26 protein-coding genes are annotated in these 21,931 nt (G+C 48.5%); 22 read left to right on the forward strand and 4 right to left on the reverse strand.

Annotated features, from left to right (window positions below):
• Together ABIC22_RS14040 and ABIC22_RS14045 are read right to left on the reverse strand one after the other, a co-directional pair.
• The gene (locus ABIC22_RS14040; RefSeq protein WP_127539878.1) at positions 1–258 is read right to left on the reverse strand and encodes a GlsB/YeaQ/YmgE family stress response membrane protein; all 258 of its coding nucleotides are present in this window, start codon (positions 256–258) and stop codon (positions 1–3) included.
• A 128-nt stretch (positions 259–386) separates the two neighbouring features.
• Positions 387–1,082, reverse strand: coding sequence for a phosphatase PAP2 family protein (locus ABIC22_RS14045; protein WP_354481535.1), 696 nt, complete (start codon positions 1,080–1,082; stop codon positions 387–389).
• Between the two features lie 179 nt (positions 1,083–1,261).
• Here ABIC22_RS14045 and ABIC22_RS14050 point away from each other — a divergent pair, with 179 nt between their 5' ends.
• Both ABIC22_RS14050 and ABIC22_RS14055 read left to right on the forward strand, forming a co-directional pair.
• On the forward strand, positions 1,262–2,281 hold the full coding sequence (locus ABIC22_RS14050) for an asparaginase (protein ID WP_354481538.1): 1,020 nt from the start codon (positions 1,262–1,264) through the stop codon (positions 2,279–2,281).
• A gap of 142 nt (positions 2,282–2,423) precedes the next feature.
• Complete coding sequence (locus ABIC22_RS14055) at positions 2,424–3,149, forward strand: pirin family protein (RefSeq protein WP_354481541.1); 726 nt, start codon at positions 2,424–2,426, stop codon at positions 3,147–3,149.
• Between the two features lie 125 nt (positions 3,150–3,274).
• On the opposite strand, the gene ABIC22_RS14060 is transcribed toward ABIC22_RS14055, so the two are convergent.
• Positions 3,275–3,499 carry a DUF1128 domain-containing protein gene (locus ABIC22_RS14060; protein ID WP_095292560.1) on the reverse strand — a complete coding sequence of 75 codons (225 nt, stop codon included), beginning with the start codon at positions 3,497–3,499 and terminating at the stop codon, positions 3,275–3,277.
• Between the two features lie 158 nt (positions 3,500–3,657).
• On the opposite strand from ABIC22_RS14060, the gene yyaC reads away from it, so the two are divergent.
• The 5 genes from yyaC (at position 3,658) to ABIC22_RS14085 (ending at position 10,055) form a co-directional block, all read left to right on the forward strand.
• Positions 3,658–4,200 carry a spore protease YyaC gene (gene yyaC, locus ABIC22_RS14065; RefSeq protein WP_354481545.1) on the forward strand — a complete coding sequence of 181 codons (543 nt, stop codon included), beginning with the start codon at positions 3,658–3,660 and terminating at the stop codon, positions 4,198–4,200.
• Between the two features lie 109 nt (positions 4,201–4,309).
• Positions 4,310–5,104, forward strand: a complete 795-nt coding sequence (locus ABIC22_RS14070) for an alpha/beta fold hydrolase (protein WP_127539886.1) — start codon at positions 4,310–4,312, stop codon at positions 5,102–5,104.
• 209 nt (positions 5,105–5,313) lie between these two features.
• Positions 5,314–6,003: a DUF6483 family protein gene (locus tag ABIC22_RS14075; RefSeq protein ID WP_354481548.1), complete on the forward strand. Its 690-nt coding sequence runs from the start codon at positions 5,314–5,316 to the stop codon at positions 6,001–6,003.
• A 111-nt stretch (positions 6,004–6,114) separates the two neighbouring features.
• Positions 6,115–7,389 (forward strand): class I SAM-dependent methyltransferase, encoded by a 1,275-nt coding sequence (locus ABIC22_RS14080; RefSeq protein WP_246058547.1) that lies wholly within the window; start codon positions 6,115–6,117, stop codon positions 7,387–7,389.
• A gap of 1,256 nt (positions 7,390–8,645) precedes the next feature.
• Positions 8,646–10,055, forward strand: a complete 1,410-nt coding sequence (locus ABIC22_RS14085; RefSeq protein WP_354481551.1) for an O-antigen ligase family protein — start codon at positions 8,646–8,648, stop codon at positions 10,053–10,055.
• 110 nt (positions 10,056–10,165) lie between these two features.
• Here the strand turns inward: ABIC22_RS14085 and ABIC22_RS14090 are convergent, their stop codons facing one another.
• Entirely contained in the window at positions 10,166–10,513 is a 348-nt protein-coding gene (locus ABIC22_RS14090; protein WP_354481554.1) for a dehydrogenase, read from the reverse strand.
• Positions 10,514–10,674: 161 nt separating this feature from the next.
• Here ABIC22_RS14090 and uptA point away from each other — a divergent pair, with 161 nt between their 5' ends.
• The 15 genes from uptA to ABIC22_RS14165 all read left to right on the forward strand — a co-directional run bounded on the left by uptA (position 10,675) and on the right by ABIC22_RS14165 (position 21,785).
• Positions 10,675–11,289: an undecaprenyl phosphate transporter UptA gene (gene uptA, locus ABIC22_RS14095; protein WP_127539892.1), complete on the forward strand. Its 615-nt coding sequence runs from the start codon at positions 10,675–10,677 to the stop codon at positions 11,287–11,289.
• Between the two features lie 2 nt (positions 11,290–11,291).
• Positions 11,292–11,861 carry a thioredoxin family protein gene (locus ABIC22_RS14100; protein WP_095292497.1) on the forward strand — a complete coding sequence of 190 codons (570 nt, stop codon included), beginning with the start codon at positions 11,292–11,294 and terminating at the stop codon, positions 11,859–11,861.
• 6 nt (positions 11,862–11,867) lie between these two features.
• Positions 11,868–12,500, forward strand: coding sequence for an MBL fold metallo-hydrolase (locus ABIC22_RS14105; protein ID WP_127539894.1), 633 nt, complete (start codon positions 11,868–11,870; stop codon positions 12,498–12,500).
• A 333-nt stretch (positions 12,501–12,833) separates the two neighbouring features.
• Complete coding sequence (locus tag ABIC22_RS14110) at positions 12,834–13,088, forward strand: hypothetical protein (protein ID WP_354481559.1); 255 nt, start codon at positions 12,834–12,836, stop codon at positions 13,086–13,088.
• A 97-nt stretch (positions 13,089–13,185) separates the two neighbouring features.
• Entirely contained in the window at positions 13,186–13,725 is a 540-nt protein-coding gene (gene sigY / locus ABIC22_RS14115; protein WP_354481562.1) for an RNA polymerase sigma factor SigY, read from the forward strand.
• 2 nt (positions 13,726–13,727) lie between these two features.
• Complete coding sequence (locus ABIC22_RS14120; RefSeq protein WP_354481565.1) at positions 13,728–14,066, forward strand: DUF5345 family protein; 339 nt, start codon at positions 13,728–13,730, stop codon at positions 14,064–14,066.
• Positions 14,059–14,274 (forward strand): hypothetical protein, encoded by a 216-nt coding sequence (locus ABIC22_RS14125; protein WP_227779943.1) that lies wholly within the window; start codon positions 14,059–14,061, stop codon positions 14,272–14,274. Before ABIC22_RS14120 ends, ABIC22_RS14125 begins: the two co-directional genes overlap by 8 nt.
• A gap of 147 nt (positions 14,275–14,421) precedes the next feature.
• A complete protein-coding gene (locus ABIC22_RS14130; protein WP_095292512.1) occupies positions 14,422–14,805 on the forward strand; it encodes an ATPase in 384 nt (127 codons plus the stop codon).
• Positions 14,806–15,025: 220 nt separating this feature from the next.
• A complete protein-coding gene (gene gatC / locus ABIC22_RS14135) occupies positions 15,026–15,313 on the forward strand; it encodes an Asp-tRNA(Asn)/Glu-tRNA(Gln) amidotransferase subunit GatC (RefSeq protein WP_095292515.1) in 288 nt (95 codons plus the stop codon).
• A 28-nt stretch (positions 15,314–15,341) separates the two neighbouring features.
• Positions 15,342–16,799, forward strand: coding sequence for an Asp-tRNA(Asn)/Glu-tRNA(Gln) amidotransferase subunit GatA (gene gatA / locus ABIC22_RS14140; RefSeq protein WP_095292518.1), 1,458 nt, complete (start codon positions 15,342–15,344; stop codon positions 16,797–16,799).
• A 26-nt stretch (positions 16,800–16,825) separates the two neighbouring features.
• Positions 16,826–18,265, forward strand: coding sequence for an Asp-tRNA(Asn)/Glu-tRNA(Gln) amidotransferase subunit GatB (gatB, locus tag ABIC22_RS14145; RefSeq protein ID WP_095292521.1), 1,440 nt, complete (start codon positions 16,826–16,828; stop codon positions 18,263–18,265).
• Between the two features lie 141 nt (positions 18,266–18,406).
• Positions 18,407–18,871 (forward strand): GNAT family N-acetyltransferase, encoded by a 465-nt coding sequence (locus ABIC22_RS14150; RefSeq protein WP_354481571.1) that lies wholly within the window; start codon positions 18,407–18,409, stop codon positions 18,869–18,871.
• Positions 18,872–18,904: 33 nt separating this feature from the next.
• The gene (locus ABIC22_RS14155) at positions 18,905–19,615 is read left to right on the forward strand and encodes an MgtC/SapB family protein (RefSeq protein WP_127539905.1); all 711 of its coding nucleotides are present in this window, start codon (positions 18,905–18,907) and stop codon (positions 19,613–19,615) included.
• A gap of 146 nt (positions 19,616–19,761) precedes the next feature.
• Positions 19,762–20,355 (forward strand): hypothetical protein, encoded by a 594-nt coding sequence (locus ABIC22_RS14160; protein ID WP_354481573.1) that lies wholly within the window; start codon positions 19,762–19,764, stop codon positions 20,353–20,355.
• Between the two features lie 26 nt (positions 20,356–20,381).
• The gene (locus tag ABIC22_RS14165) at positions 20,382–21,785 is read left to right on the forward strand and encodes a DUF4097 family beta strand repeat-containing protein (protein ID WP_154896732.1); all 1,404 of its coding nucleotides are present in this window, start codon (positions 20,382–20,384) and stop codon (positions 21,783–21,785) included.
• The last annotated feature ends 146 nt before the right edge of the window (positions 21,786–21,931 follow it).

Raw genomic sequence — 21,931 nt, forward strand, 5'->3', positions numbered from 1 at the left:
TCAGGCAGCCTGTCTGAACAGCCTGGACACAAGCCCCAGCAAAAAGACAAAGAGTGCTGTACCAATAATGGCAGGGATCACGGCGAAATTACCGATAACGGGTCCCCAATTACCAAGCAACAGTGCACCCAGCCAGGCTCCTACAAAACCGGCAACCATGGCTCCAATGATGCCTCCAGGCATATTGTGACCGGCAAGTGCATCTCCGATGAGGCCGATGATAACTGCCAAGATGATGCTGAGAATAATGCCCCACATAACAACCGCCTCCTTTACACTTGATGCAGGATGTTGTCTGTTCGCGTTTGCTTACTTCGTATATAAACGTCGTGCATCAAGCTGAAACAACTGAAGCAGATATGGGCATCCTGGAATTTGAAGGAATTTCAGATCATTCGTTTGATTGCACCAATCATGCACACAAGCCAGGCTAGTCCGGCAACGAATCCGGCAAATACGTCTGTAGGATAGTGCACGCCGAGCATAATCCGGCTAATTCCGATGAGACCGATAAACCCTATACCGCACACAATAGGCAGCATAATGGAGGCAGATTGCGTCTGTCGTTCAATGGCCCAGATGACAAAAAACATGCCGTAAAACCCCATGGAAATCATGGCGTGACCGCTGGGGAAGCTATATCCATGAACCACCATTAAATGATCAAGTTCAGGCCGGCTTCGACGGAAAATTTCCTTCAATCCAACGTTAAGCAGCCACATGACTGCAAAGCTGCCCAGAACTACATAGCCATAGATGGAGTATCGTGAATTACGGTGTATAAAGAAGAGGGCCGCTGCACAGACTGCGGCTAATGCCGAGATCTTGAAAGAACCAATGGCAGTAATGAAGGTAATGACAGGCAGAAGGGCAAGGCGAGATTCAGAATGGAGATAAAACCAATGTTGAATTCGATCGTCTAATTGAATAATAAAATGAGTCCCCAGCCAGGCACCTAATATGGCCATAACAATGACTAGAGCAGAACTGAACAGAACGCCTATTCCACTCCAGACAAAAAGGGAGCGCCAAGGTAAACGCGGAGAATTTCTGAACAAAGAGGAATTGCTTTCACGCAGCATAAATGATATCTCCTTCAAGATAGGATTGGTTAAACATTCCAGATTGCTATAGGCTTACCCGAAAATCATGTCGAAAAAACTGAAAAAACATTGCATTTGTACTATAATTTAAAGATATCCCATGCGGCGTAATGACGCAAAGCAGAGATGAGACTGGGAGCATAAAGGAGAGAACTCGCATGGAGAGTGCGTTGTTAGTTAAAGAATACCGTGCAGGCGTGATGGAATGCGCCCACTTTGGACACATAAGCATCACGAATGAAAAAGGAGATGTCGTTTATTCGGCAGGCAATCCACATTTCAGAGCATTTACCCGCTCATCTGCCAAGCCTTTTCAGGCCATTCCAGGCATTCGAGCAGGAATTGCAGCCCACTATGGGTTAACCTCCCAAGAAATCGCGATCATGGCATCTTCCCATCGTTCGGAGCCAGAGCATATTAAAGTGCTGGAGAAATTATCGGCCAAACTTGGATTGGGAGAAGAATGCTTGATTTGCGCGGCAAGTTATCCATTGAATGATGATAGCCGAAATCAATGGCTGCGCAATCAAGGAGAGAAGCGAAGAATACTGCATAATTGTTCGGGGAAACACCTTGGCATCCTGGGTTACAGTCAGATGAAAAACTTCGATCTGGACAGTTACGCGGAGCGGGAGCATCCGGTGCAGCGTGAAATTCTGAAAACGATGGCTGATATGGCTGGAATTGAGCAGAAGGAAATTGAACTCGGGACGGATGGCTGCGGCTTTCCGGTATTTTCGTTGCCTTTATCGGCGTTGTCGAATGCGTATCTGAAGCTGGCTTGCCCGGATTTAATTGAAGATGAACCGACACGCTCGGCAGTGGAAACCATTACGTCTGCCATGAATGATCAGCCTCTTATGGTTGGCGGAACCGGACGGGTTGATTCGGTGCTTCTGGAAGACAGCAATATTGTTGCTAAAGGCGGCTTCAAGGGAGTATTCGGTTTTGCACTGAAAAAGGAAAGGCTCGGGATAACATTTAAAGTGCTCGACGGATCTGAAGATGAATGGGCATGGATTGCTAAATCAATCCTTGTACAGATTGGATATTCCAATCGGACAACTATTGAACGACTGGCTCAAGTGTTCCCTCCTGAAATCCGTAATGATGCCGGAAATATTGTGGGACATGCGGATTGTGAATTCGTGCTTCACTCACCTGAGGAAAGCGTATAACCATAAGCTAGGGGCGTGATTAGAATCCCCGGACCCCGGGTAAAGATGAGATACCAACAGGTATTCATCTAAGCATTCATATACACGCAAGACCTGCTGTCAGATGTAGATAGCAGCTCTAAACCCTTGGAGGTGGATGAACATGATTAAAGTAGTGACATCGGAAGAAAGGCACACGTCGGATCGAGGTTGGATACACAGTGAGTTCAGCTTTTCTTTTGCAGATTATGACGATCCAAGCAATGCGCATTTTGGTTGCCTGCTGGCTCATAATGACAACACGCTGATGCCGCAGGAAGGCTTTAAACGACATCCACATCATGACCTGGAAATTGTAAGTTACGTAATATCCGGTAGGCTCAAGCATACAGACAGTATGGGAACTGAACAGGTACTTGAGCCGGGAACGGTACAGGTGATGAGTGCAGGCACCGGTGTGGAACATTCCGAGACCAATCCGTCCGAGGATGAACCGGTACGTTTCCTGCAAATGTGGTTCCTGCCATCCCAGCGCATGCTGAAACCATCGTATACGAATCGGCAATTTGACCCGCAGGAACAGCTGAACCGACTGTGTCCCGTTGTATCCGGACAGGGAGGGGAAGGTGCCGAAGGCGCGCTTCCAATTGCACAGGATGTGACCTGTTATCTGACCAAATTGGAGTCCGGTAAAAAAATCATGTATCCACAGCATGAAGACAGACGCACTCATTTTTTTCTGATCAGTGGTCATGTGGATATCGCCTGTGCGGATGGGAATTTCAATCTGAAGCCAGGGGATGCTGCCCGTATTCGAAAAAGCTGTGATCTGCAGATTACGAGCACAGGAAGCGAAGTAGCGGAATTTGTACTGGTAGATTTGCCTTAACTTGCTTAAATGACAAGTCATACTAGCAAATGAGGATATCAAGTAAGCTAAAAGATAAAAAGGACCTGCCCTCCATTTGGTGGAGGCAGGCCCTTTTTATTTGTGTGAACGAAGATGGGCTGCTTTTAAGCTTTACGCAGGTTCCCCAGTTCGGAAGCAACAGCTTCCACTTCTGAAATACTGAGATGCTCCTTGCTCATCACCATCTCATACAGATCATGCAAATCCTCGTATTTATCGAGGGGGAATGCCGAAGCCTGCATAGCCGCACCACTGGCCATACGCAGCTTGGTTTTGATCGCTTCAATCATATATTCCATGTTGGCCGCGTTCGGTTGTGTCAAATCCATCGTTATGTCCATCCCTTCCGTATCGGAAACTGTTGTCATTGTATCATGATTGGACAGGCACAGGCCAATGTTTTGCGGGAATCCCCCTGTATCGGATAAAATGTAAAAAAACAATACTCATTCACATTGCTTCTGTGCGTGTAAAGGAGGGAAAAAGATTGGCAGCATACAAGCGTGAAATGGTGCGCCACCAGAGTCGAGAAACGCCAAAAGGTGTGCCTGGAGAAGACCTGGTTTTATTTTTCAAACACATTTATGAGCAGCATTCACCTGATGAAATAACATTTGTCTGCATTGGAACGGATCGTTCATCGGGAGATGCACTCGGGCCTTTGACAGGAAGTCTGCTGGAGGAGCACGGAGTGGGTCATGTTGTAGGAACGCTAGCAGCACCTTGCGATGCAGATACACTGGAGAAACGGATGTCTCAAATCCCGGCACATCATACCATTGTTGCTATTGATGCCTGTCTGGGTCCAAAACATGCCACAGGTACATATTATCTTTCCCATCATGCGTTGAATCCGGCACAATCCGTAGGGGGGAAGCTGCAGCCTGTTGGGCATTATAGTGTGGCAGCTGTAGTAAACGTCAATGGTCCCAGGCCCTATTCCATCCTGCAGATGACTTCGCTTCATCTCGTCATGAACATGTCCCGAACGATCGCTGACGCAGCGTTTGCGGCGAGGAAAATGAGATAAACGTTTCATTCATGTGATGAAAGCTTAATAATATACAACTTGAATGACAAGAAGTTGGTTATATACAATGAATATAATCAATTCAATTCGCGCAGAGAGAGGGATTCATATGGAAAAAGTGATATGTGATGGAACGACGATATGTTATGCCGAACAAGGCAAGGGAGAAGCACTTATTTTGCTGCACGGATACTGCGGCAGTTCATCATATTGGGATGAAGTTGTGCCGGAGCTTGCACGTCATTATCGCTGCATCGTACCCGATCTGCGTGGACACGGTAAGACGGACGCCCCTATGGGAACATACACAATAGATCAAATGGGCAATGATGTTCTGCAATTAATGGATGAGCTGAATGTGGACAAGGCTGTCCTGCTTGGACACTCCATGGGAGGATATATCGCCCTTTCCATCGCTCAGCGCCATCCGGAACGACTAAAAGCCTTTGGTTTGATCCATTCTACCGCATATCCGGATAGCGAAGAGGGCAAGGAAAAGCGTCTTCGTGCAGTATCGGCTATTCAGACGGATGGTATTGTAAGCTTTGTGGATGGATTGGTTCCGGGATTGTTTGCTCCTGAACATGTGGAGCGGTTATCGGCAAAAGTATCACGTGTCAAGGAAATCGGGTACCAGACCGCACCTCAGGGTGCAGTTGGAGCCGCACTGGCTATGCGGGAACGTCCGGATCGCCGTGATGTTTTATCGGCTACACCGTTACCGGTTTTGCTGGTTGCAGGTGAAAAAGACCCTGTGATCCCGCCGGAACGCACGTTTACGAGCGATAAACCGCATATTGTACAAGCGGTCATTGCCGGAGCGGGCCACATGAGCATGTATGAAGCACCGGAACAGTTGATTCAGGTCATTAGTCAATTTATGAACGGTTTACCGAAGGCGTAAATCTCTGAAGTCTTTATTCTCAGCAGAGTGGATCATTCAGCATATATCGTTATCCTAAGAAACCCCTGAGACGTCTCTATAAAGACACGGGGGTTTCTTTTTGCATCCTGGAATCCAAGAGGATGTCCTTTTTGGCTTTTTGATAGGGCATGAATTAAACTAGCAATAATGGATGATGATCCGAATGAGCGAATGAGGGGGCATATTTGATGTTCAGAAAAGACTATCTGCTCCGCATGATGGAGGAAATGACCGAGGCGATTGGCAAAGCATTTACACTCAGACAACAGCGGAAACATACGGAGGCACTTTCAGAATTGGACGAGCTGCTTCGCAGGCAGTTTGGCATGAATTTGTCTTTGCTGAATTCTCTCCCCGCAGAGGATGTCATTGAAATGTTTCGTTTTCGCGGAGTCATTGAAGTGGACAATCTGCAGCAAGCCGCGCGGCTGATCGAAGAGGAAGCTTATATTTATGGAGAGAAGGCCAGAGTGGAAGGCATCAATGATCAAGAGAAACAGGATTCAGAGGATGAAGGACTTATCCGGTTAATGAAATCATTGCACTTTTATCTGTATGCCCTGAATCATGGTGCCAACCCGAAGCTGCTGGATGCACCGGAACGCGTGCAATCGATACTGGAACAAACGAAAGAATACGAACTTCCTGCCCGTACGGAGAAACAGCTTGCGCTGTATCAAGAACAACATGGGCGATATGATCTGGCCGAGAACAGCTGGTACCGCGTTCTGCGGGTAGGCGAGGGGCAGCTCGTGAATTATCGCGAAGATGTGAAGGCCTTTTACGAACGATTGAGCAAGCTTGAAGATGGGCAACTGGAACAGGGCGGCCTGCCACGTCAAGAAGTGGAGGAAGGTCTAGCCGAACTAATCCGCTAAGCGGAGAACAAACCATGACACAAATGGAATAAAGCTTGTTAGGTGTCTTCACTTGGAGCGGCACCGGAATTGTGGTATGGTTACGGTTGACCAAACCAAATCGAAAGTGAGATGTACCCCGTGGATTCATTGCGAAAGCTTATACAAGACATCTTTGAGCAGAATTCGCTGATTACAGCGACCTGGAGCCAGCTGCGCAGACGGGACAATGTCTCGTATACCAAAGTGCAAGTCAAGCCGGTAACGCTGAAGAATCAGCTGCATTATCAATTCGCATTTCATTATAACAACAAAGTGCTGCACGAGAATTTGACTCCGGCTGAAGCGATAGAACGCATGACTTTGCTGTGCGAAGAGACGTTTCGTCAAGGGCTCCTCTGTACGACAGAGGCAGATTATCAAATTTTGATCAGCAAAAAATATAAAGTATCCATTCTGACCAAATCTCCATCCAAGACGTCAGTGGATCTCTCGCATAACCGCAAGAAGCAATACGTGCTGGAAGAGGGAGTCCCTGTCTCGTTCCTGGTTGAACTGGGCATTATGAATGAAGAGGGCCGGGTATTGGCCCGCAAGTACGATAAATTCAGACAGATCAATCGTTTTCTTGAAATGGTACAGGATGTCATTCCGTATCTGCCTGAGGGACGTCCGCTTACCATCGTTGATTTTGGCTGCGGCAAGTCCTATCTGACCTTTGCCTTGTATCACTACTTGTCGGTACAACAGCGCAGATCGCTGAAGATCATCGGTCTTGACCTGAAAGCGGATGTCATTGAACATTGCAACGCTCTTGCACAGCGGCTGCACTATGGTGATCTGAAGTTCCTGGTTGGTGATATTGCTGATTACGACGAGCTGAACGAAGTGGATATGGTCGTGACACTGCATGCCTGTGATACGGCGACCGATGCGGCACTGGAGAAAGCTGTCCGTTGGGGCGCTTCAGTCATATTGTCCGTACCATGCTGTCAGCATGAGCTGTTTGACCAGATTGAATCTCCGGTAATGAATCCGTTATTGTCCCATGGTATTCTGAAGGAACGCTTCTCCGCACTGGCAACAGATGCCATTCGCGCGAAGCTTCTGGATCTGATGGGTTACAAAACGCAACTGCTGGAATTCATTGATATGGAGCATACACCCAAAAATATTCTGATTCGTGCTGTGCGTGGACAGGCGGGTCAAACGGCTGATATGTGGAAGGAATACACAGAGTTCCGTGATTTCATACATGCGGATCCGTACTTGGAACGGGCTTGTGCAGACCTGCTGCCAGGTGGTGCCAATCCGATTGAAACAGCAGAAGGCGATGTAACGGAAAATAATACAGATCGTTCAAACGGGAAATCGACAACCAGCCCAGACTCTTGTGACCACTGCTAAATTTCGCAAAGCGCTAACCATAGTTGGCTGATGGTCTGCCATGTCCAGGAATGGACATACTGGTATGAGGGTCCCGTTATGGAAACGAATAAACGATTGTGCTTTATATGAATGAAAAGGATGACGGCGAGACATAAGACAGGAGACCCTTTGAGGGTCTTCTGTCTTTTTTTGTATGTCATGCTTGCTGAGTGCGAATGAAATCCAGCATGGGAGGTTTGCATTGTTTGTTCCATAAAAGAAGTTGGGAAGGAGGTAGGCAGTTGCAGAAGCAGAGATACAGCGATCACATGGTTGTGCATCAGAAGGGTAAGAATCGAGCGGAAATAAAGACGAATGTATGTAGCGCTGTGCCAATATCCGTTACGGATGCAGGAGACCTGAACTTGAGTTGCGAGTTTAAACAAGCGAAGACGAAGACATTTGGGTTGGATACATCGGCATTAACGATACTATTGGGCGTGATGGGTACGATCATGTTGCTGGCTGCATGTCTGGGTCGGGGGCTATATTTTCCTTTCGATGTGTACGGGGTCATTTTGTTCTCTTCGGCGAGCATTCTCACGGGAGCGATCATGCTCCTTCTGTTACGTATATTGCGGAGTAAGAAAAATAACGTACTGAAAAATCACTTAAGTTACGATATTCACAGTAATGAAGAAATGAAAATAAGATATTGGCATATGAATCTTAATGGCTGGATCATCTGGCCCATCATTATGATGGTTTGTTATGGCCTGCATGCCTGTTTGGGTTCTGTAAGCACACAGGGCAGCATGGATGAAATGCTGCGGTGGAGTTTGCTGGCTATCTTTGCCCTGCTCGCAGGGATGCTGGCCTCGTGTGCTCACGGTGTGCGATGGTTCGCCGTTGGATGGCAGGCTGCAGGGAGCCTGCTTGTGTTCAGCGGCCTGCTTGCGGTGTGCGGCGTGCTGCCGCTGCCTTTCGCGGTCATGCGAACCGCCGACCCCGAGATCAGCTCCGCCGGTGCGAGGCTCGGCGGACTGCTGCAGTACCCCAATGCGTACGGCGCCGTTGTCGGCATGTACGCATTGGAGCGGCTGGCTGCAGTCGCGCGTGCCATGGCCCGTCCCGTGACGGCCTGGCGCCTTATCGCTGCCGCGCTGCCGCTTATGCCCGCGCAAGCCGCGCTCCTGCTGAGCGAGTCGCGCGGCGCCTGGCTGGCGACAGGCATCGCCGCCGCCAGCGCCTTCGCTTGGCAGCGGCGCGGAGACCGCCTGCCGCTGCTGCTGGCCATGGCCGCGCCCCTGGCGAGCGCGGCCTGGCTGTACCGCCAGCTGGCTGCTGCCCAGCTGGCGCCTGCACCCGTGCCCGGCCTGCTGGCCATGGCCGGGGCATGGGCAGCTGCGCTGCTCGGCACGCTGCTGCTGTGCCGCCTGTGGCACAGCGGCGCCAGGGCACGCGCCGCTGCCTTGACGGCCATGGCGCTGGCGGTTACCACCGCCGCCATGCTGGCCGTGGCCTCCACCGCCGAACGACTCGCGGCAGGTGTCGGCACCGGGCTGTCCCGCCTCCGTATGTGGCGGGACGCCCTGGAGCTCTGGTCCGGGGCCGCATGGCTTGGCCACGGGGGAGATATATGGCGCAGCATGTTTCGCGCCATCCAATCCTCGCCGTATGTCGGAGGCGAGGTCCACAACGGCCTGATCGACCTTGCCCTTGATACGGGCCTGATCGGCCTACTAATGATCTGTGCCTGGTTTGCTTTTACCATTCGTAATACCGTGAAATACGCAGCACACTTAATGCCCTCCGTGCTTGTTTTTGTTTTGCATGGGACTGTGGATTTTGACTGGAGCTTCACATTGGTCTGGATGCTGTTTATCTGGCTGGGAGCTTGGTCATACGCATATAAAAATGAACAGCGTATAGCCACTGCGGACGAGCATGCCGTAATCCAGGCGAGAGAGGTACCAGCCGTTTTTACGAACGAACGCTCAGTACAACCATCGCTTCTGTCCAAAGGGCTTTCATATCAGGTTATGCCAACAATGCGGACAATACCATGGTTGCCTGCCCTGGCCATCCTGATTTGGCTTGGGGGGACCGTCTGGCTGGCGGGGCGTAATGCCGTGGCGGAAGTAGAGTATCGTTTGGCTGAATCTGCGCCGCAAGAATTAATTCAGCATAGGGCAGAATTGACGGCTGCATTTCACGCAAATCCATACCGACCGGAGATTGCCATCTCTCTTTCACGTACTCTTACAGCCAATGATGCAGAGAAACTGCTGATGAGCAGCTTGTCCCACTCCCCGGCAGAGCCGCGGCTCTACCAGGGGCTGGGGAAACTAGCAGCCCAAGCAGGGCAGGGAGTGCAGGCTGGCAAGTACTTTGAACAAGCAGTTGCATTGAATCGGTATGATACCCATTTTCAGTCCGCAGCTTTGTACTGGATGATTCATGCATCACGTCAGGAATGGGCTGCCGGTTACACGAACCGAGCCAGGCAGACTGCCGCTGCAGGGGTGCGAATGTATGAGCATTACGAACAGTTGAGTGCCACAGTGGCTGCAGGAAAGGCACGTAATGATCGCCAGTTTACCTTAGATGACGATGCTGCCATTTACATCATTCATTTACGTATTCTTGCATCAACTGCCGTTCCTCAGGAATGGACCATACAGACCAACAAACCACCTGGGTAACGCCTGCTTCTTGCTTCTCTTAAACATGAATTATGGCGGGTCTGCTCAAGGAACATTTCCTTGTTCTGAGCATGCTTCTTCCTGTAGGAAATGCTCTGAATCCTCTGTATCTACAGACGATATCCGCCAAATGCCTGCTGAAATGCAGCCTGAAGGGGTTCAATGTCCACATTCCATAGAGAGGCTATATCTGCACTGACGTCATTGTTCCACCACTCGCATAATTTCTTTCGATTGTCTCGGTTTTCACCGATCCAGAGCAGATTGGCAATTACTTTTCCATAATAGAGTTCTTCCGCCTGTTTCATCTGATCGGGAGAAATGTAGACTTTCAGCCGTTTTGCTGTCCGGTACAGCTCCTTACTGCAAGCTCTGCGAATCCCTCTCGCGGAAGGTAACTTCTGGCTAGGGTTGCTATGTTTGACCGGGGGAGTATCGGGTGTTGATTTGGGTGACATCTTCTCACGCTCCTCTCCCGATACCATATGCGAAGGATGACTTGCAGGACACTAACCCGGGTCGATCAAGTAGCAACAAACTGCAGCCCTGTGCTAAAATAGGGACGAACATCCATGGTGCTGCGGAGCACCGCCAATCAGGATGAAGAAAGAGGGTCGAGATGGACGTTATTCATAACATTGTCGGTCAATTGTTCGACTGGATTCAGAGCCTTGGATACTTTGGAATTATGCTGGGATTAATGCTCGAGGTCATCCCCAGTGAAATTGTACTGGCATATGGAGGATTTCTCGTTTCACAGGGCAATATCAATTTCTTTGGTGCTATGATATTCGGTACCGTGGGCGGTGTAGCAGCCCAGCTCTTTATTTACTGGATTGGCCGTTATGGCGGCAGACCTGTGCTGGAACGTTACGGAAAATACATACTGATCCAGAAAAAACACATCGACCATTCCGAGGAGTGGTTTCGGAAGTATGGAACAGGTGTCATTTTCACGGCGCGTTTTGTTCCGGTTGTGCGTCATGCCATCTCGATTCCTGCAGGCATATCTAAAATGCATACAGGAAGATTCATTCTGCTGACAACACTTGCTGTTATACCTTGGACTGCATTGTTTATATATTTAGGGATGGTACTTGGAGACCAATGGGAACATATTAACGAAAAAGCAGCACCTTACATTATGCCGATTCTGCTCGTTGCACTCGCACTTATGATTATTTATGTACTTATTAAATGGATGAATGTTCGAAAAAAGAGAGGAAGTGTCTAGTGATGGGTAAACCAAACTTGTCTCACAAATTCGGTAAGGGTCTGCCGCCGAAGGAATTCATTGAGAGCATGACCAAAAACCAAAGCGAATTTCAAAAGAACTATGACAGCTTCACATGGCCAAGCGAAGAGGATCGCGAGTTTTTCGAGAGCTTGAACCACCGCGATGATCTGCGTGTTTTGATTTTGGCTGCTGACTGGTGTGGGGATGTTGTTCGCAACATACCTGTGGTATTCCAGGCGCTGGAGATCTCGGGCATTCCAACCGAAGTTTTGATTATGGAAAATCATCCTGAAGTGATGGATGAATTCCTTACGATGGGCGGCCGTTCCGTACCTATCGTTATTTTTGCCGATACAGGCGGGCATGTGCTGGGCCAATGGGGACCACGCCCTCAGCATGTACAGGAAGTCATGGTTGAATTTAAACGCGAGAACCCAGATCGTGATGCAGCTGATTATCAGGAGAAGATGGCTGTAGTACGTCAGGAAATCGGTAAACGCTATGGGGAAGGAACGGAGTCGCATGCAGTCATTATTCGTGAGCTGCGTGAACTGATTTCGGGTTACTAATCCAAGATGCTTAACATTCGTACATTTACACTCGGTCCGCTCCAGACGAATGCATATCTGCTGCAAGGGGAAGATCCGGGGAAAGCCGTTATCATTGATCCGGGCATGAACCCGGGTCCGCTGCTCAAAGCCATTCAAGACCTGGAAATTGAAGCGATTTTACTGACACATGCTCATTTTGATCATATGGGCGGTGTGGACGAAATTCGCAAATTGAAGGGCTGTCCAGTCTATTTGCATGATCTGGAGAGTGACTGGCTCACCTCTCCCAAACTGAATGGATCGTTGAACTGGCCGCAGGCTTCACCGCCTCTTTCGACAGATCCTGCAGAATATGCGATGGATGAAGGACAGACCCTCCAGTTTGTTGGGCATACTTTTAAGGTATATCATACACCTGGACATTCCCCAGGCAGCGTAAGCCTGCTGTGTGGTAATGATTTGTTTGCAGGAGACGTTCTGTTCCGTATGGGCGTAGGGAGAACGGATCTGACGGGTGGACGGGAACGAGACTTGATCGATTCGATTCAAAACAAGCTGTATACCTTTGCTGATGAAGTGAAGGTATACCCAGGTCACGGTCCTAAGACAACCATCGGTTATGAGAAGCAGAATAATCCTTACGTTTCTGCAAGATGATCGACATTTAAGTGAAGAAAGTCTGGACAAGTGACAATTTTTTCATTAGAATAGCAATTAGTTGTTACAAGCGTTAAGGCATCATCTAACTAAAGCTTTAAATAGCAGTACCCTAACTTGCGAAGCACGCAGACTGTGGTCTATACCCGGTTTGCGTTCTTTTTTTATTTTCAGCAATATTGGCAAGGGAAGAGTCATCCAGATACAACTTACATAAGAAAAGTCATTGTAATGCAGACAGGTTTGGATCTGAATAGCAAGTACATGGAACGGAACCTTAGAACGTAGTATTTAATTGGTGAAGCATGAGGAACAAGAGAGCGGGGAGAAGAAGTGGAGAAAAAGCGCGTTATACCTTTTGAACGCCGTGCCAAGTATTCAGCAATCGAAGAGACTCGCCGGGTGATGATGGATACGGGCAAGCTTGAATTAGCAACGAATCGTCCTCAACTACATAGCTACAGAAGCAAGGCAATGAATGAACCTTTGGAACAGCAGCAAAATATATGGAGAAGTCGAGTTTTGAGCAGCGGAGCCCACAACCAGCCGTGGTTCGACAAGCTGCAGGAATACCGGAATGAAGTCTGATTGCCCGGGAAATTGTCGGCTTCAGATTTTTTTGTAATTCATTTGAACGTTTATGCAGAGACTGTCGTATTAACACAAGAATGAATGGGAAGCAGAGGTGAAGAACCAGATGGAAGCAGCCGAACTGGAAGAGGTCCGCAGGGCAGCAGCAGGAGATGATGCTGCGCTGGCGGCGCTGCTTCAACGTCATTATGCTTTCGTGTACAAATACTTGGTCAAGGTTACGATGGATCCAAACGCTGCTGAAGAAACCGTTCAGGATACGATGATTCGATGTATGGAAAACATTCATCGTTATGACGGTTCGTCTGCCTTTTCATCCTGGATGATTACCATTGCTACACGCATCTATATTGACAAGACAAGGCGTAAGAAAAGAGAAAATGGCTGGTTGGATATGATCCGTAGTGAAGCCATCAGACGATTCCGATGGCAGTTTGAGAGCCGGAATGAAGAATGGACGGATGTTATGGATGCCATGACCAGATTAACGCCGGAACACCGTGTTGCTGTACTGTTGAAGCACTATTATGGCTATGGTTATGATGAGATTGGAGAAATGCTCGGTATTCCAGCCGGAACGGCGAAATCACGAACGGCCTATGGCCTTCGTCAATTGAGAAAGGAGTTGGGATAAGCATGAGCAGGACGGATGAACAAGATGAGCAAGAGCTCCTCGAACGACTGCAGCAGCAGATGAAAGTGCTGGATGACGCATATGAGCCAGTGAGTGTACCTTCATTGGCCTCGCTGGAAGTGCAGGTCAGAGAACGAAGACGAATCAAACGCCGTAAGAGTCTGATCGAGATGATTTTGTTCTGGGTGATTGGGCTGATGGTCATTGCTTCTGGGGCGCTGCTGTTCCTGTCTGCTCCAGCTCTTTATGTGGGTATCCAGGCTGTTGGTGTAGCGGCAGCAGTGACAGCAGCAATCATATGGGCGAGCAAACATCGGAAGGAGGAGGCTTCTCATGAATAATATGCATTATTCGTTGAATGAGATTTCTCCCATCTGGATGATATTGATCGCAATCCTTTTGTTCGTGCAAGGGACATGGATTTTTCAGGATGCACGTAAACGTGGGCGTTTCCCCTGGTTATGGGGATTATGGGGGATCACCGGATTCCCGACACCACTCATTGTATATTGGTTCGTAGTTATTCGATCAGGTCGCAGACGGTCCTAGCCTATATAATGGACGAATGATAATCTGGTGATAAAAAAAGATTTTGCACAAATATGTTGCTTAATTCTAGTAATCGTAGACATCGTTATTCTTTTCTAGTAGACTATACAAATAAATATGAAAGATAGACTACCAGGAGGTTAGACGATGCTGCGATTAGGAGAAAAGGTTGTCATCGTCGCGGATGCGTTTGAGCAGAATCTTCCTGTGGGGGAATATGGTTACATCATCGCTTATGACCGGAATCCGGACAATGCGTTCGATTACGTGCTTCGAGTGCCGCAGGTGAACCGGAACTTTTTTGTTCCATCCGGCGACGTCGATCTGGAAGAGGTTCTGCTGAAGCAGGAAGCTGAGCGGGTCGAGCGAGAAGCGTTGATAGATTACGCCCTTGCGACACACAACGAGAAACTGTTTCATCATCTGATGAACGGAGATATTCAAGCTGTGGAAGAGGAAGAGGAAACCGCGAACGATGTTATGTCACAGGCGGATTTTATAAAGCAGGTTAATCTGCGTGCATGGATTTAAGATCTAGAGAGTCGGCTGATGCCGGCTCTTTTTTGATATTTGCATGAGCTCCGTGGATTGGGGTTATTTTGCTTATTAGACAAGTCAGGTCATTTGCATTGAATTGTCGAACCATCTCCCCTATAATGAAAAAAGTTATCTTGGGACTTTAGCCCGTTAAACGAGCGATTCGTTTCAGGCAGTTTCGGGAAGTTGAACGAAATGAAGGAGGCATCCGGAAATGAGTATTTCGAATAATGACGTTCAGCATGTGGCCAAGCTGGCCCGGCTCAATTTGACTTCTGAAGAAGAACAGACACTTACAGGACAGCTGAACGCAATTTTAAAATATGCAGAGAAGCTGAATGAGCTGGATACAGAGAACATTGAGCCAACGACTCACGTTCTGCATGTCAGCAATGTGATGCGTGAGGATGAAACGAAGGAAAGCCTGCCAATCGAGCAGGTAATGCGCAATGCACCGGAAGAAGAAGACGGGCAGTTTAAAGTGCCTGCTGTAATGGAATAACGGATAACCGGAAGGAGGACGAAATACCGTGAGTTTATTTGAACAATCGTTGCCTGAGTTACATAACAAGCTGCACGCCAAGGAATTGTCGGTCAGCGACCTGGTGGACCAAGCATATCAGAACATTAGTGCACGTGAAGACAAAGTTAAGGCATATCTTGCGCTGGATGAGGAACAGGCTCGTTCCCGTGCGCGTCAGCTGGATGACCGGCTCGTCAGTGGCGAGGAGAAAGGTTTGCTCTTTGGATTGCCGGTAGGTATTAAGGATAACATCGTTACGAACGGACTGCGCACGACATGCGGCAGCCAGTTTTTGCGCAACTTCGACCCGGTGTATGATGCAACGGTTGTCGAAAAGCTGAGAGCTGCAGATACGGTGACGATCGGTAAACTGAACATGGATGAATTCGCCATGGGCGGTTCGAATGAAAATTCAAGTTTCTATCCTGTGCGCAACCCATGGGCGCTGGATCGTGTTCCAGGTGGCTCCAGTGGTGGTTCTGCGGCCGCAGTAGCTGCAGGCGAAGCGTACTTCACGCTCGGATCAGACACGGGCGGTTCCATTAGACAGCCTGCTTCGTATTGCGGCGTTGTCGGCATGAAGCCGACTTATGGACTCGTTTCGCGTTTTGGATTGGTTGCATTTGCATCCTCTTTGGATCAGATTGGACCTCTGACGAAAAATGTTGAAGATTCTGCTTATGTGCTGCAAGCAATCGCCGGTTATGATGCCAAAGATTCGACATCTGCAAAAGTGGAGATCCCGGACTACTTGAGCGGACTGACAGGTGATGTCAAAGGTCTGCGCATTGCCGTACCGAAGGAGTACATTGGAGAAGGTGTTGATCCGCAAGTTAAAGAGACCATTCTCTCTGCCTTGAAAGTGCTGGAGGGACTCGGTGCCACTTGGGAAGAGGTATCCCTTCCGCATACCGAATATGCGGTGGCTACGTATTATTTGCTCGCTTCTTCTGAGGCTTCTTCCAATCTGGCCCGGTTTGACGGCGTGCGTTATGGCGTACGTGCAGATAACCCGGACAACCTGCTTGATCTGTATCACCAATCCCGCAGCCAAGGCTTTGGTCCGGAAGTGAAGCGTCGTATCATGCTTGGGACGTATGCGCTGAGCTCGGGTTACTATGATGCCTACTACCTGAAAGCTCAAAAAGTACGTACATTGATCAAACAGGATTTCGATGACGTATTTGCCAAATATGATGTCATTATTGGACCAACTGCGCCTACAACCGCATTTAAACTGGGTTCCCAGGTGGATGATCCACTCACCATGTATCTCAATGACATCCTGACCATTCCGGTCAGTCTGGCAGGCGTACCTGCAGTGAGCATCCCATGCGGCTTCTCGGATGGATTGCCTGTTGGCATGCAGATTATTGGTAAAGCCTTTGATGAAACGACTGTACTGCGCGTTGCGCATGCGTTTGAACAAAATACAGAATTCCACAAGCAGCGTCCGCAGCTGTAGACTGCCCGGAACGGAGGAATATTGAAATGTCTGCATCTAAATATGAAACGGTCATTGGACTTGAGGTCCATGTGGAGTTGCATACCAACTCCAAAATCTTTTGCGGCTGTTCTACGGCCTTTGGAGCACCACCAAACACCCATACTTGTCCGGTCTGTCTCGGACATCCGGGCGTATTGCCTGTACTGAACCGTCAGGCTGTGGATTATGCCATGAAAGCAGCGATGGCCCTCAACTGTACCATTGCTGATGTCAGCAAATTCGATCGTAAAAACTATTTTTATCCGGATTCACCAAAAGCCTACCAGATCTCACAATTCGATCAACCGATTGGTGAGAACGGGTGGATTGATATTGAAGTAAACGGAGAAACGAAACGAATCGGGATTACCCGTCTTCATCTGGAAGAAGATGCAGGTAAGCTTACTCATGTTGATGGCGGCTATGCTTCATTGGTTGACTTCAACCGTGTGGGTACACCTCTCGTGGAGATTGTATCCGAACCGGAAATTTCTTCGCCGGAGGAAGCCCGTGCTTATCTGGAAAAATTGCGTGCGATCATGCAGTACTGCGATGTGTCGGATGTGAAAATGGAAGAAGGTTCCCTGCGTTGTGACGCCAATATCAGTTTGCGTCCGCATGGGCAGGAGAAGCTGGGAACAAGAGCAGAATTGAAAAACATGAACTCTTTCCGTGGCGTTCAGCGCGGTTTGGAATATGAGCAATTCCGTCAGGCTGAAATTTTGGATGACGGCGGCGAAGTAGTTCAGGAGACGCGTCGCTGGGATGAAGCGCAAGGAAAAACGCTGACCATGCGTGGCAAAGAGCAAGCGCACGACTATCGCTACTTCCCGGATCCGGATCTGGTGAAGCTGCATATCGATGCAGCCTGGAAGGAGCGAATCAAAGCTTCGATTCCGGAGCTCCCTGACGAGCGCAAAGCACGTTATACTGCTGATTACGGATTGCCTAATTATGATGCAGAGGTGATTACCTCATCCAAAGCGGTTGCTGATCTTTTTGAAGACAGCCTGAAATATACGCAGGATGCCAAAGCCGTATCCAACTGGATTATGGGCGACCTGCTTGGTTATCTGAACAACAGCAACCTGGAATTGTCTCAGGTGCCTCTGACGGGTCAGGGACTGGGTGAGATGATCGGATTGCTGGAGAAAGGCACGATTAGCAGCAAAATCGCCAAAACTGTCTTTAAGGAAATGCTGGAGAGCGGCAAGCTTCCACAGCAGATCGTTGAGGAAAAAGGTCTTGTGCAAATCAGTGATGAAGGTGCCATTCTTGCCATTGTAGAGCAGGTTGTCGCGAACAACCCTCAATCCGTGGAAGATTACAAGGCAGGCAAACAGAAAGCGATCGGCTTCCTGGTAGGACAGGTTATGAAAGAAAGTAAAGGCAAGGCTAATCCGGGTCTGGTTAATCAACTGCTTGCAGATGTACTGAACCGCTAATCCATCCGGTGAGGCCGGACAGAAAGAGGCTCGTCCCTGTGACAGCCTCTTTTCTTATTTTTATAAGGCAAACAAATGTGGTAAATAATCATGTACAGGTGTAATCGAATTCAGTTGCGTACGAAGGAGATGAGGGCGAGAATGAAGATTCAATTACTGTCACTGAATGATCTGGAGACCACAGGACAGCTATGGCGGCTTCAGCATGTAGCCTATCGACTGGAAGCGGAGATGATTGGTTTTCAGGAAATTCCGCCTTTGATGGATACGATCGAATCTCTGCAAAGCTGCGGGGAGACCTTTTACGGCTGCCTGGATGATGAAGGAGAACTCCTGGGTGCTGTTGCAGTGGCGGAGGAAGAGAAGGACACATTGACGATCACACGTATGATGGTGCACCCTGAGCATTTTCGCAAAGGAATTGCAGCCGCATTAATGAGGCATGTATTCGAGCAGTACCCAGATCTTCCGCGGTATATCGTATCAACAGGTACATTGAACCAACCGGCTGTCAATTTATATACCAAATTCGGTTTTATACCGGTAGAGGTTACGCCGATTGCACCAGGTGTGGAATTAACGACATTTCATAAGAATAAACATTAATTATGTGAATTTTTTGAAGGAGGAATACCAGTTTTGGGCAATCCTTGGTTTATCGATGAGTGGCACATTTTATTGCGATTATTACTAGCCATGCTGCTTGGAGGACTTGTAGGTCTGGAGCGTGAACGTTCCAATCATGCTGCTGGTCTGCGTACCCACATTCTGGTCTGTCTCGGGTCTGCACTGATCATGATGTTGTCTGTTTATGGTTTTAAGGATTTTGCCAATGAATTAAATGTGCGGATTGATCCGGCCCGTCTGGCTACAGCGGTTATTACGGGTGTCGGCTTCCTGGGAGCGGGTACGATCCTGTTTACCGGGAAGTCCATTACAGGACTTACCACCGCGGCTTCGATCTGGGTTGTAGCCGCCATTGGACTGGCAGCAGGCGCGGGATTCTTTTTTGCCTCCATCGTATCTACGGTTCTGGTGCTGCTCAATCTGTGGGTGTTCAACAAGCTGGAGCTAAGGTATATACGAGGAAACAAGCTGCATGTCGTCACCCTGCATACGTTGTCTGAACCCGGCTTCCTGGAGCAGGTGTCTTCATTCATGGAGCAGGAGAAGATTAAAATACGCAAAATTACAGTCAATGAGCAGGATCTGGCTTTTGCCGAGGTCATTTCGGTTGAACGAAAGATTGAGATTGTACTCCACGTACATGTACCACATGAACTCAATACAGTACAGCTGGTAACTAAGCTAAGGCAGTGGGAGCATGTGACCAAAGTATCCATAGAATAAATCGTGAAACCCTCCTTAGGCCTGTTGTGCCGGAGGGTTTTTAACCATATCCATATTTCTTCCAGTTACTCTCCGGGCTCTTTAGGGTACTATCTAACCAAATGCATGAAGAGCGGGAATGCTATTTCATAAGAAAGGAGCATGTCATGAAAAGTAAACATCCGTCTGGAAAAAGGAGACAAACGGCCAAAACCAAGCCGCTCCGAAATCGGACACATAAATTTATTGCCGGATTGCTCAGTGCGATCATTCCTGGCCTGGGTCATATCTATTTGCGGCTGTATATGAGAGGTCTGACGTTCATGCTGCTTGTATTACTCGACCTGTCAGCGCTTTTGTATTTTTCATCTATAGGTATACAGATTAATGTGCCCCTTTTAATTTTGCTCGCTTTGTTCATTCCGGTGATCTACTTTTACAATGTATTCGATGTACTGCAATCTGCGGATTGGGTCATGATGCGGAGGCGCAGAGCTGCAACTCATGGAAATACGGACAAGCCTCTAATGAACGAGCGTGCTGTTGGTGAGGCCTTTATGGCATGGGAGCGAGGCATTTCGTTTGGGCTGCTGCTTATTGTTGGTGGCGGGCTGATGGTGCTGTTCTTCCGCAAACCTCGCTGGTTTCAGGAAATGCTCGCTCTGTATGGTGGATATGTTTTTGCCGGTGTACTCATTATTATAGGGCTGATCCTGTTCGGCCGTGAGATTTGGGTCATGCTGCGCAAGAAAAAAGGTTAGATTAGGAGAATTGAGGAGGGAACATAATGAACCGTAAAGTCCGGGTCGGTCGCTATACGGCTGCCGCCTTAATCGTAGCGGTCGGTGTGCTGTTGATTTTGGATAAACGGTGGGGAACTGACTACGTATATGAAATGGTCGACTGGTGGCCACTGCTGCTTATCGCATTGGGTGTGGAATACATATTGTTGTTCCTGTGGACGCGCAGCAAGAAAAGGACATCAGCTGATGAGCTGCAGGATGAGAAAGTAAAGATGCGCTTCAGACCGGATGCCAAGGGGATCTTGGCTTCCCTTGTGCTAACGGCTGCGGTATTTATTGTGACAGAACAGGACCACTATATGCACTTGTGGAACAGGGTAAGCCTTAATCTGGGAGCAGCCTCCATGGACTATAGCCAGGCAGCAGGGTACATGCAGGACAAGGGTACGATTCGTGTGCCTGTTGGTATGGATACTTCCGATCTTGTCGTGCAGGGGGTTAATGGAGATATCTCGGTACAGCGCGGAGATACGGAAGAGATAGAGGTGCGCACTGTAGTATGGGTGGATAAGACATCCGAGGTAGAGGCAAAAGCTGTTGCAGATGCATCGTTTGTTGAAACGGACGGTACCAAGGTTATTCATATTACCGCAACGGGCAAAACTTATGGAGATAACGATAAAACACAGCCTCGCATGAATATGACGATTACGATCCCGGATGACCGGCGTTTCAATCTGGACATTCGCACATCCAATGGAGCCATATTGTTAAATCGGCCGGAGGCAATTAGTACTATTGTGGCTGAAACGGGGAACGGACGTATCCGGATTACGAATGCGGTAGGTGACATTACGGGCAAAACGCTAAATGGCGATGTGATTGTGGCCAATGCGATGGGTAATGTTGATCTGGATAGCAACCGGGGAGATATGAAGGCCCGCGGAGTTTCGGGGGATGTAGATCTGACCACACAGGTGGGGAGCATAAGCATTACGGATTCAATTGGTGAATTTACCGCTGAAACACGGAACGGAAATATTACGCTGGATGGCGCAAATCTCGGTATCAGGGCTCAGTCTCTAAATGGAAGCATTAGCATCGTTTCCTCCAAAATAGGCGGGGATTGGGATGTATACAGTGCTGTTGGTGCAATCAGCATTTTATTGCCTCATCAGGGAGATTACAGTTTGAGCGGCTCCAGCAGTTACGGTGATCTGAAGACTGACCTGCCATTTAAAGTGCAAAATAAAACCATTGAAGGCCAGCTTGGTGAAGGGGAATACACGGTTAAAATTGAGGGGAACAGCGACCTTACCATTAATCGCAACCCGAATGTGCCTTCGGCTGATACGAACAGTTCAAATCTGGAAGACTTGGATGATGATTTGGAGCAGAGCGAAGATAACGGGGAGAATACCCAGGATAGTACCTCTGAAGTTCCGTAACTGCCGCGTTGACAATAAACTTACAATCGCCGTACAATAAAATAATAAAAGGCAAGGTAACATGGAAGGAAAGATTAAACGTCCTGTTCTTTGTCAAGAATCAACTCCGATGGATAAGATGATAATGGATCTTGTTTTTTCAGGAG

This window comes from Paenibacillus sp. PvP094 (assembly GCF_040546835.1).
In the GTDB taxonomy this organism is placed as follows: domain Bacteria; phylum Bacillota; class Bacilli; order Paenibacillales; family Paenibacillaceae; genus Paenibacillus; species Paenibacillus illinoisensis.

Coding starts and splice junctions, on each gene's coding strand:
- ABIC22_RS14080 (WP_246058547.1), top strand. CDS start 6,115: ATGTACCCCGTGGATTCATTGCGAAAGCTTATACAAGACATCTTTGAG.
- ABIC22_RS14070 (WP_127539886.1), top strand. CDS start 4,310: ATGGAAAAAGTGATATGTGATGGAACGACGATATGTTATGCCGAACAA.
- gatB (WP_095292521.1), top strand. CDS start 16,826: ATGTCTGCATCTAAATATGAAACGGTCATTGGACTTGAGGTCCATGTG.
- ABIC22_RS14165 (WP_154896732.1), top strand. CDS start 20,382: ATGAACCGTAAAGTCCGGGTCGGTCGCTATACGGCTGCCGCCTTAATC.
- ABIC22_RS14130 (WP_095292512.1), top strand. CDS start 14,422: ATGCTGCGATTAGGAGAAAAGGTTGTCATCGTCGCGGATGCGTTTGAG.
- ABIC22_RS14060 (WP_095292560.1), bottom strand. CDS start 3,499: ATGGATTTGACACAACCGAACGCGGCCAACATGGAATATATGATTGAA.
- ABIC22_RS14050 (WP_354481538.1), top strand. CDS start 1,262: ATGGAGAGTGCGTTGTTAGTTAAAGAATACCGTGCAGGCGTGATGGAA.
- uptA (WP_127539892.1), top strand. CDS start 10,675: ATGGACGTTATTCATAACATTGTCGGTCAATTGTTCGACTGGATTCAG.
- ABIC22_RS14090 (WP_354481554.1), bottom strand. CDS start 10,513: ATGTCACCCAAATCAACACCCGATACTCCCCCGGTCAAACATAGCAAC.
- gatC (WP_095292515.1), top strand. CDS start 15,026: ATGAGTATTTCGAATAATGACGTTCAGCATGTGGCCAAGCTGGCCCGG.
- ABIC22_RS14120 (WP_354481565.1), top strand. CDS start 13,728: ATGAGCAGGACGGATGAACAAGATGAGCAAGAGCTCCTCGAACGACTG.
- ABIC22_RS14055 (WP_354481541.1), top strand. CDS start 2,424: ATGATTAAAGTAGTGACATCGGAAGAAAGGCACACGTCGGATCGAGGT.
- ABIC22_RS14085 (WP_354481551.1), top strand. CDS start 8,646: ATGGCCGCGCCCCTGGCGAGCGCGGCCTGGCTGTACCGCCAGCTGGCT.
- ABIC22_RS14075 (WP_354481548.1), top strand. CDS start 5,314: ATGTTCAGAAAAGACTATCTGCTCCGCATGATGGAGGAAATGACCGAG.
- ABIC22_RS14040 (WP_127539878.1), bottom strand. CDS start 258: ATGTGGGGCATTATTCTCAGCATCATCTTGGCAGTTATCATCGGCCTC.
- ABIC22_RS14045 (WP_354481535.1), bottom strand. CDS start 1,082: ATGCTGCGTGAAAGCAATTCCTCTTTGTTCAGAAATTCTCCGCGTTTA.
- ABIC22_RS14105 (WP_127539894.1), top strand. CDS start 11,868: ATGCTTAACATTCGTACATTTACACTCGGTCCGCTCCAGACGAATGCA.
- ABIC22_RS14100 (WP_095292497.1), top strand. CDS start 11,292: ATGGGTAAACCAAACTTGTCTCACAAATTCGGTAAGGGTCTGCCGCCG.
- ABIC22_RS14150 (WP_354481571.1), top strand. CDS start 18,407: ATGAAGATTCAATTACTGTCACTGAATGATCTGGAGACCACAGGACAG.
- ABIC22_RS14160 (WP_354481573.1), top strand. CDS start 19,762: ATGAAAAGTAAACATCCGTCTGGAAAAAGGAGACAAACGGCCAAAACC.
- ABIC22_RS14125 (WP_227779943.1), top strand. CDS start 14,059: ATGAATAATATGCATTATTCGTTGAATGAGATTTCTCCCATCTGGATG.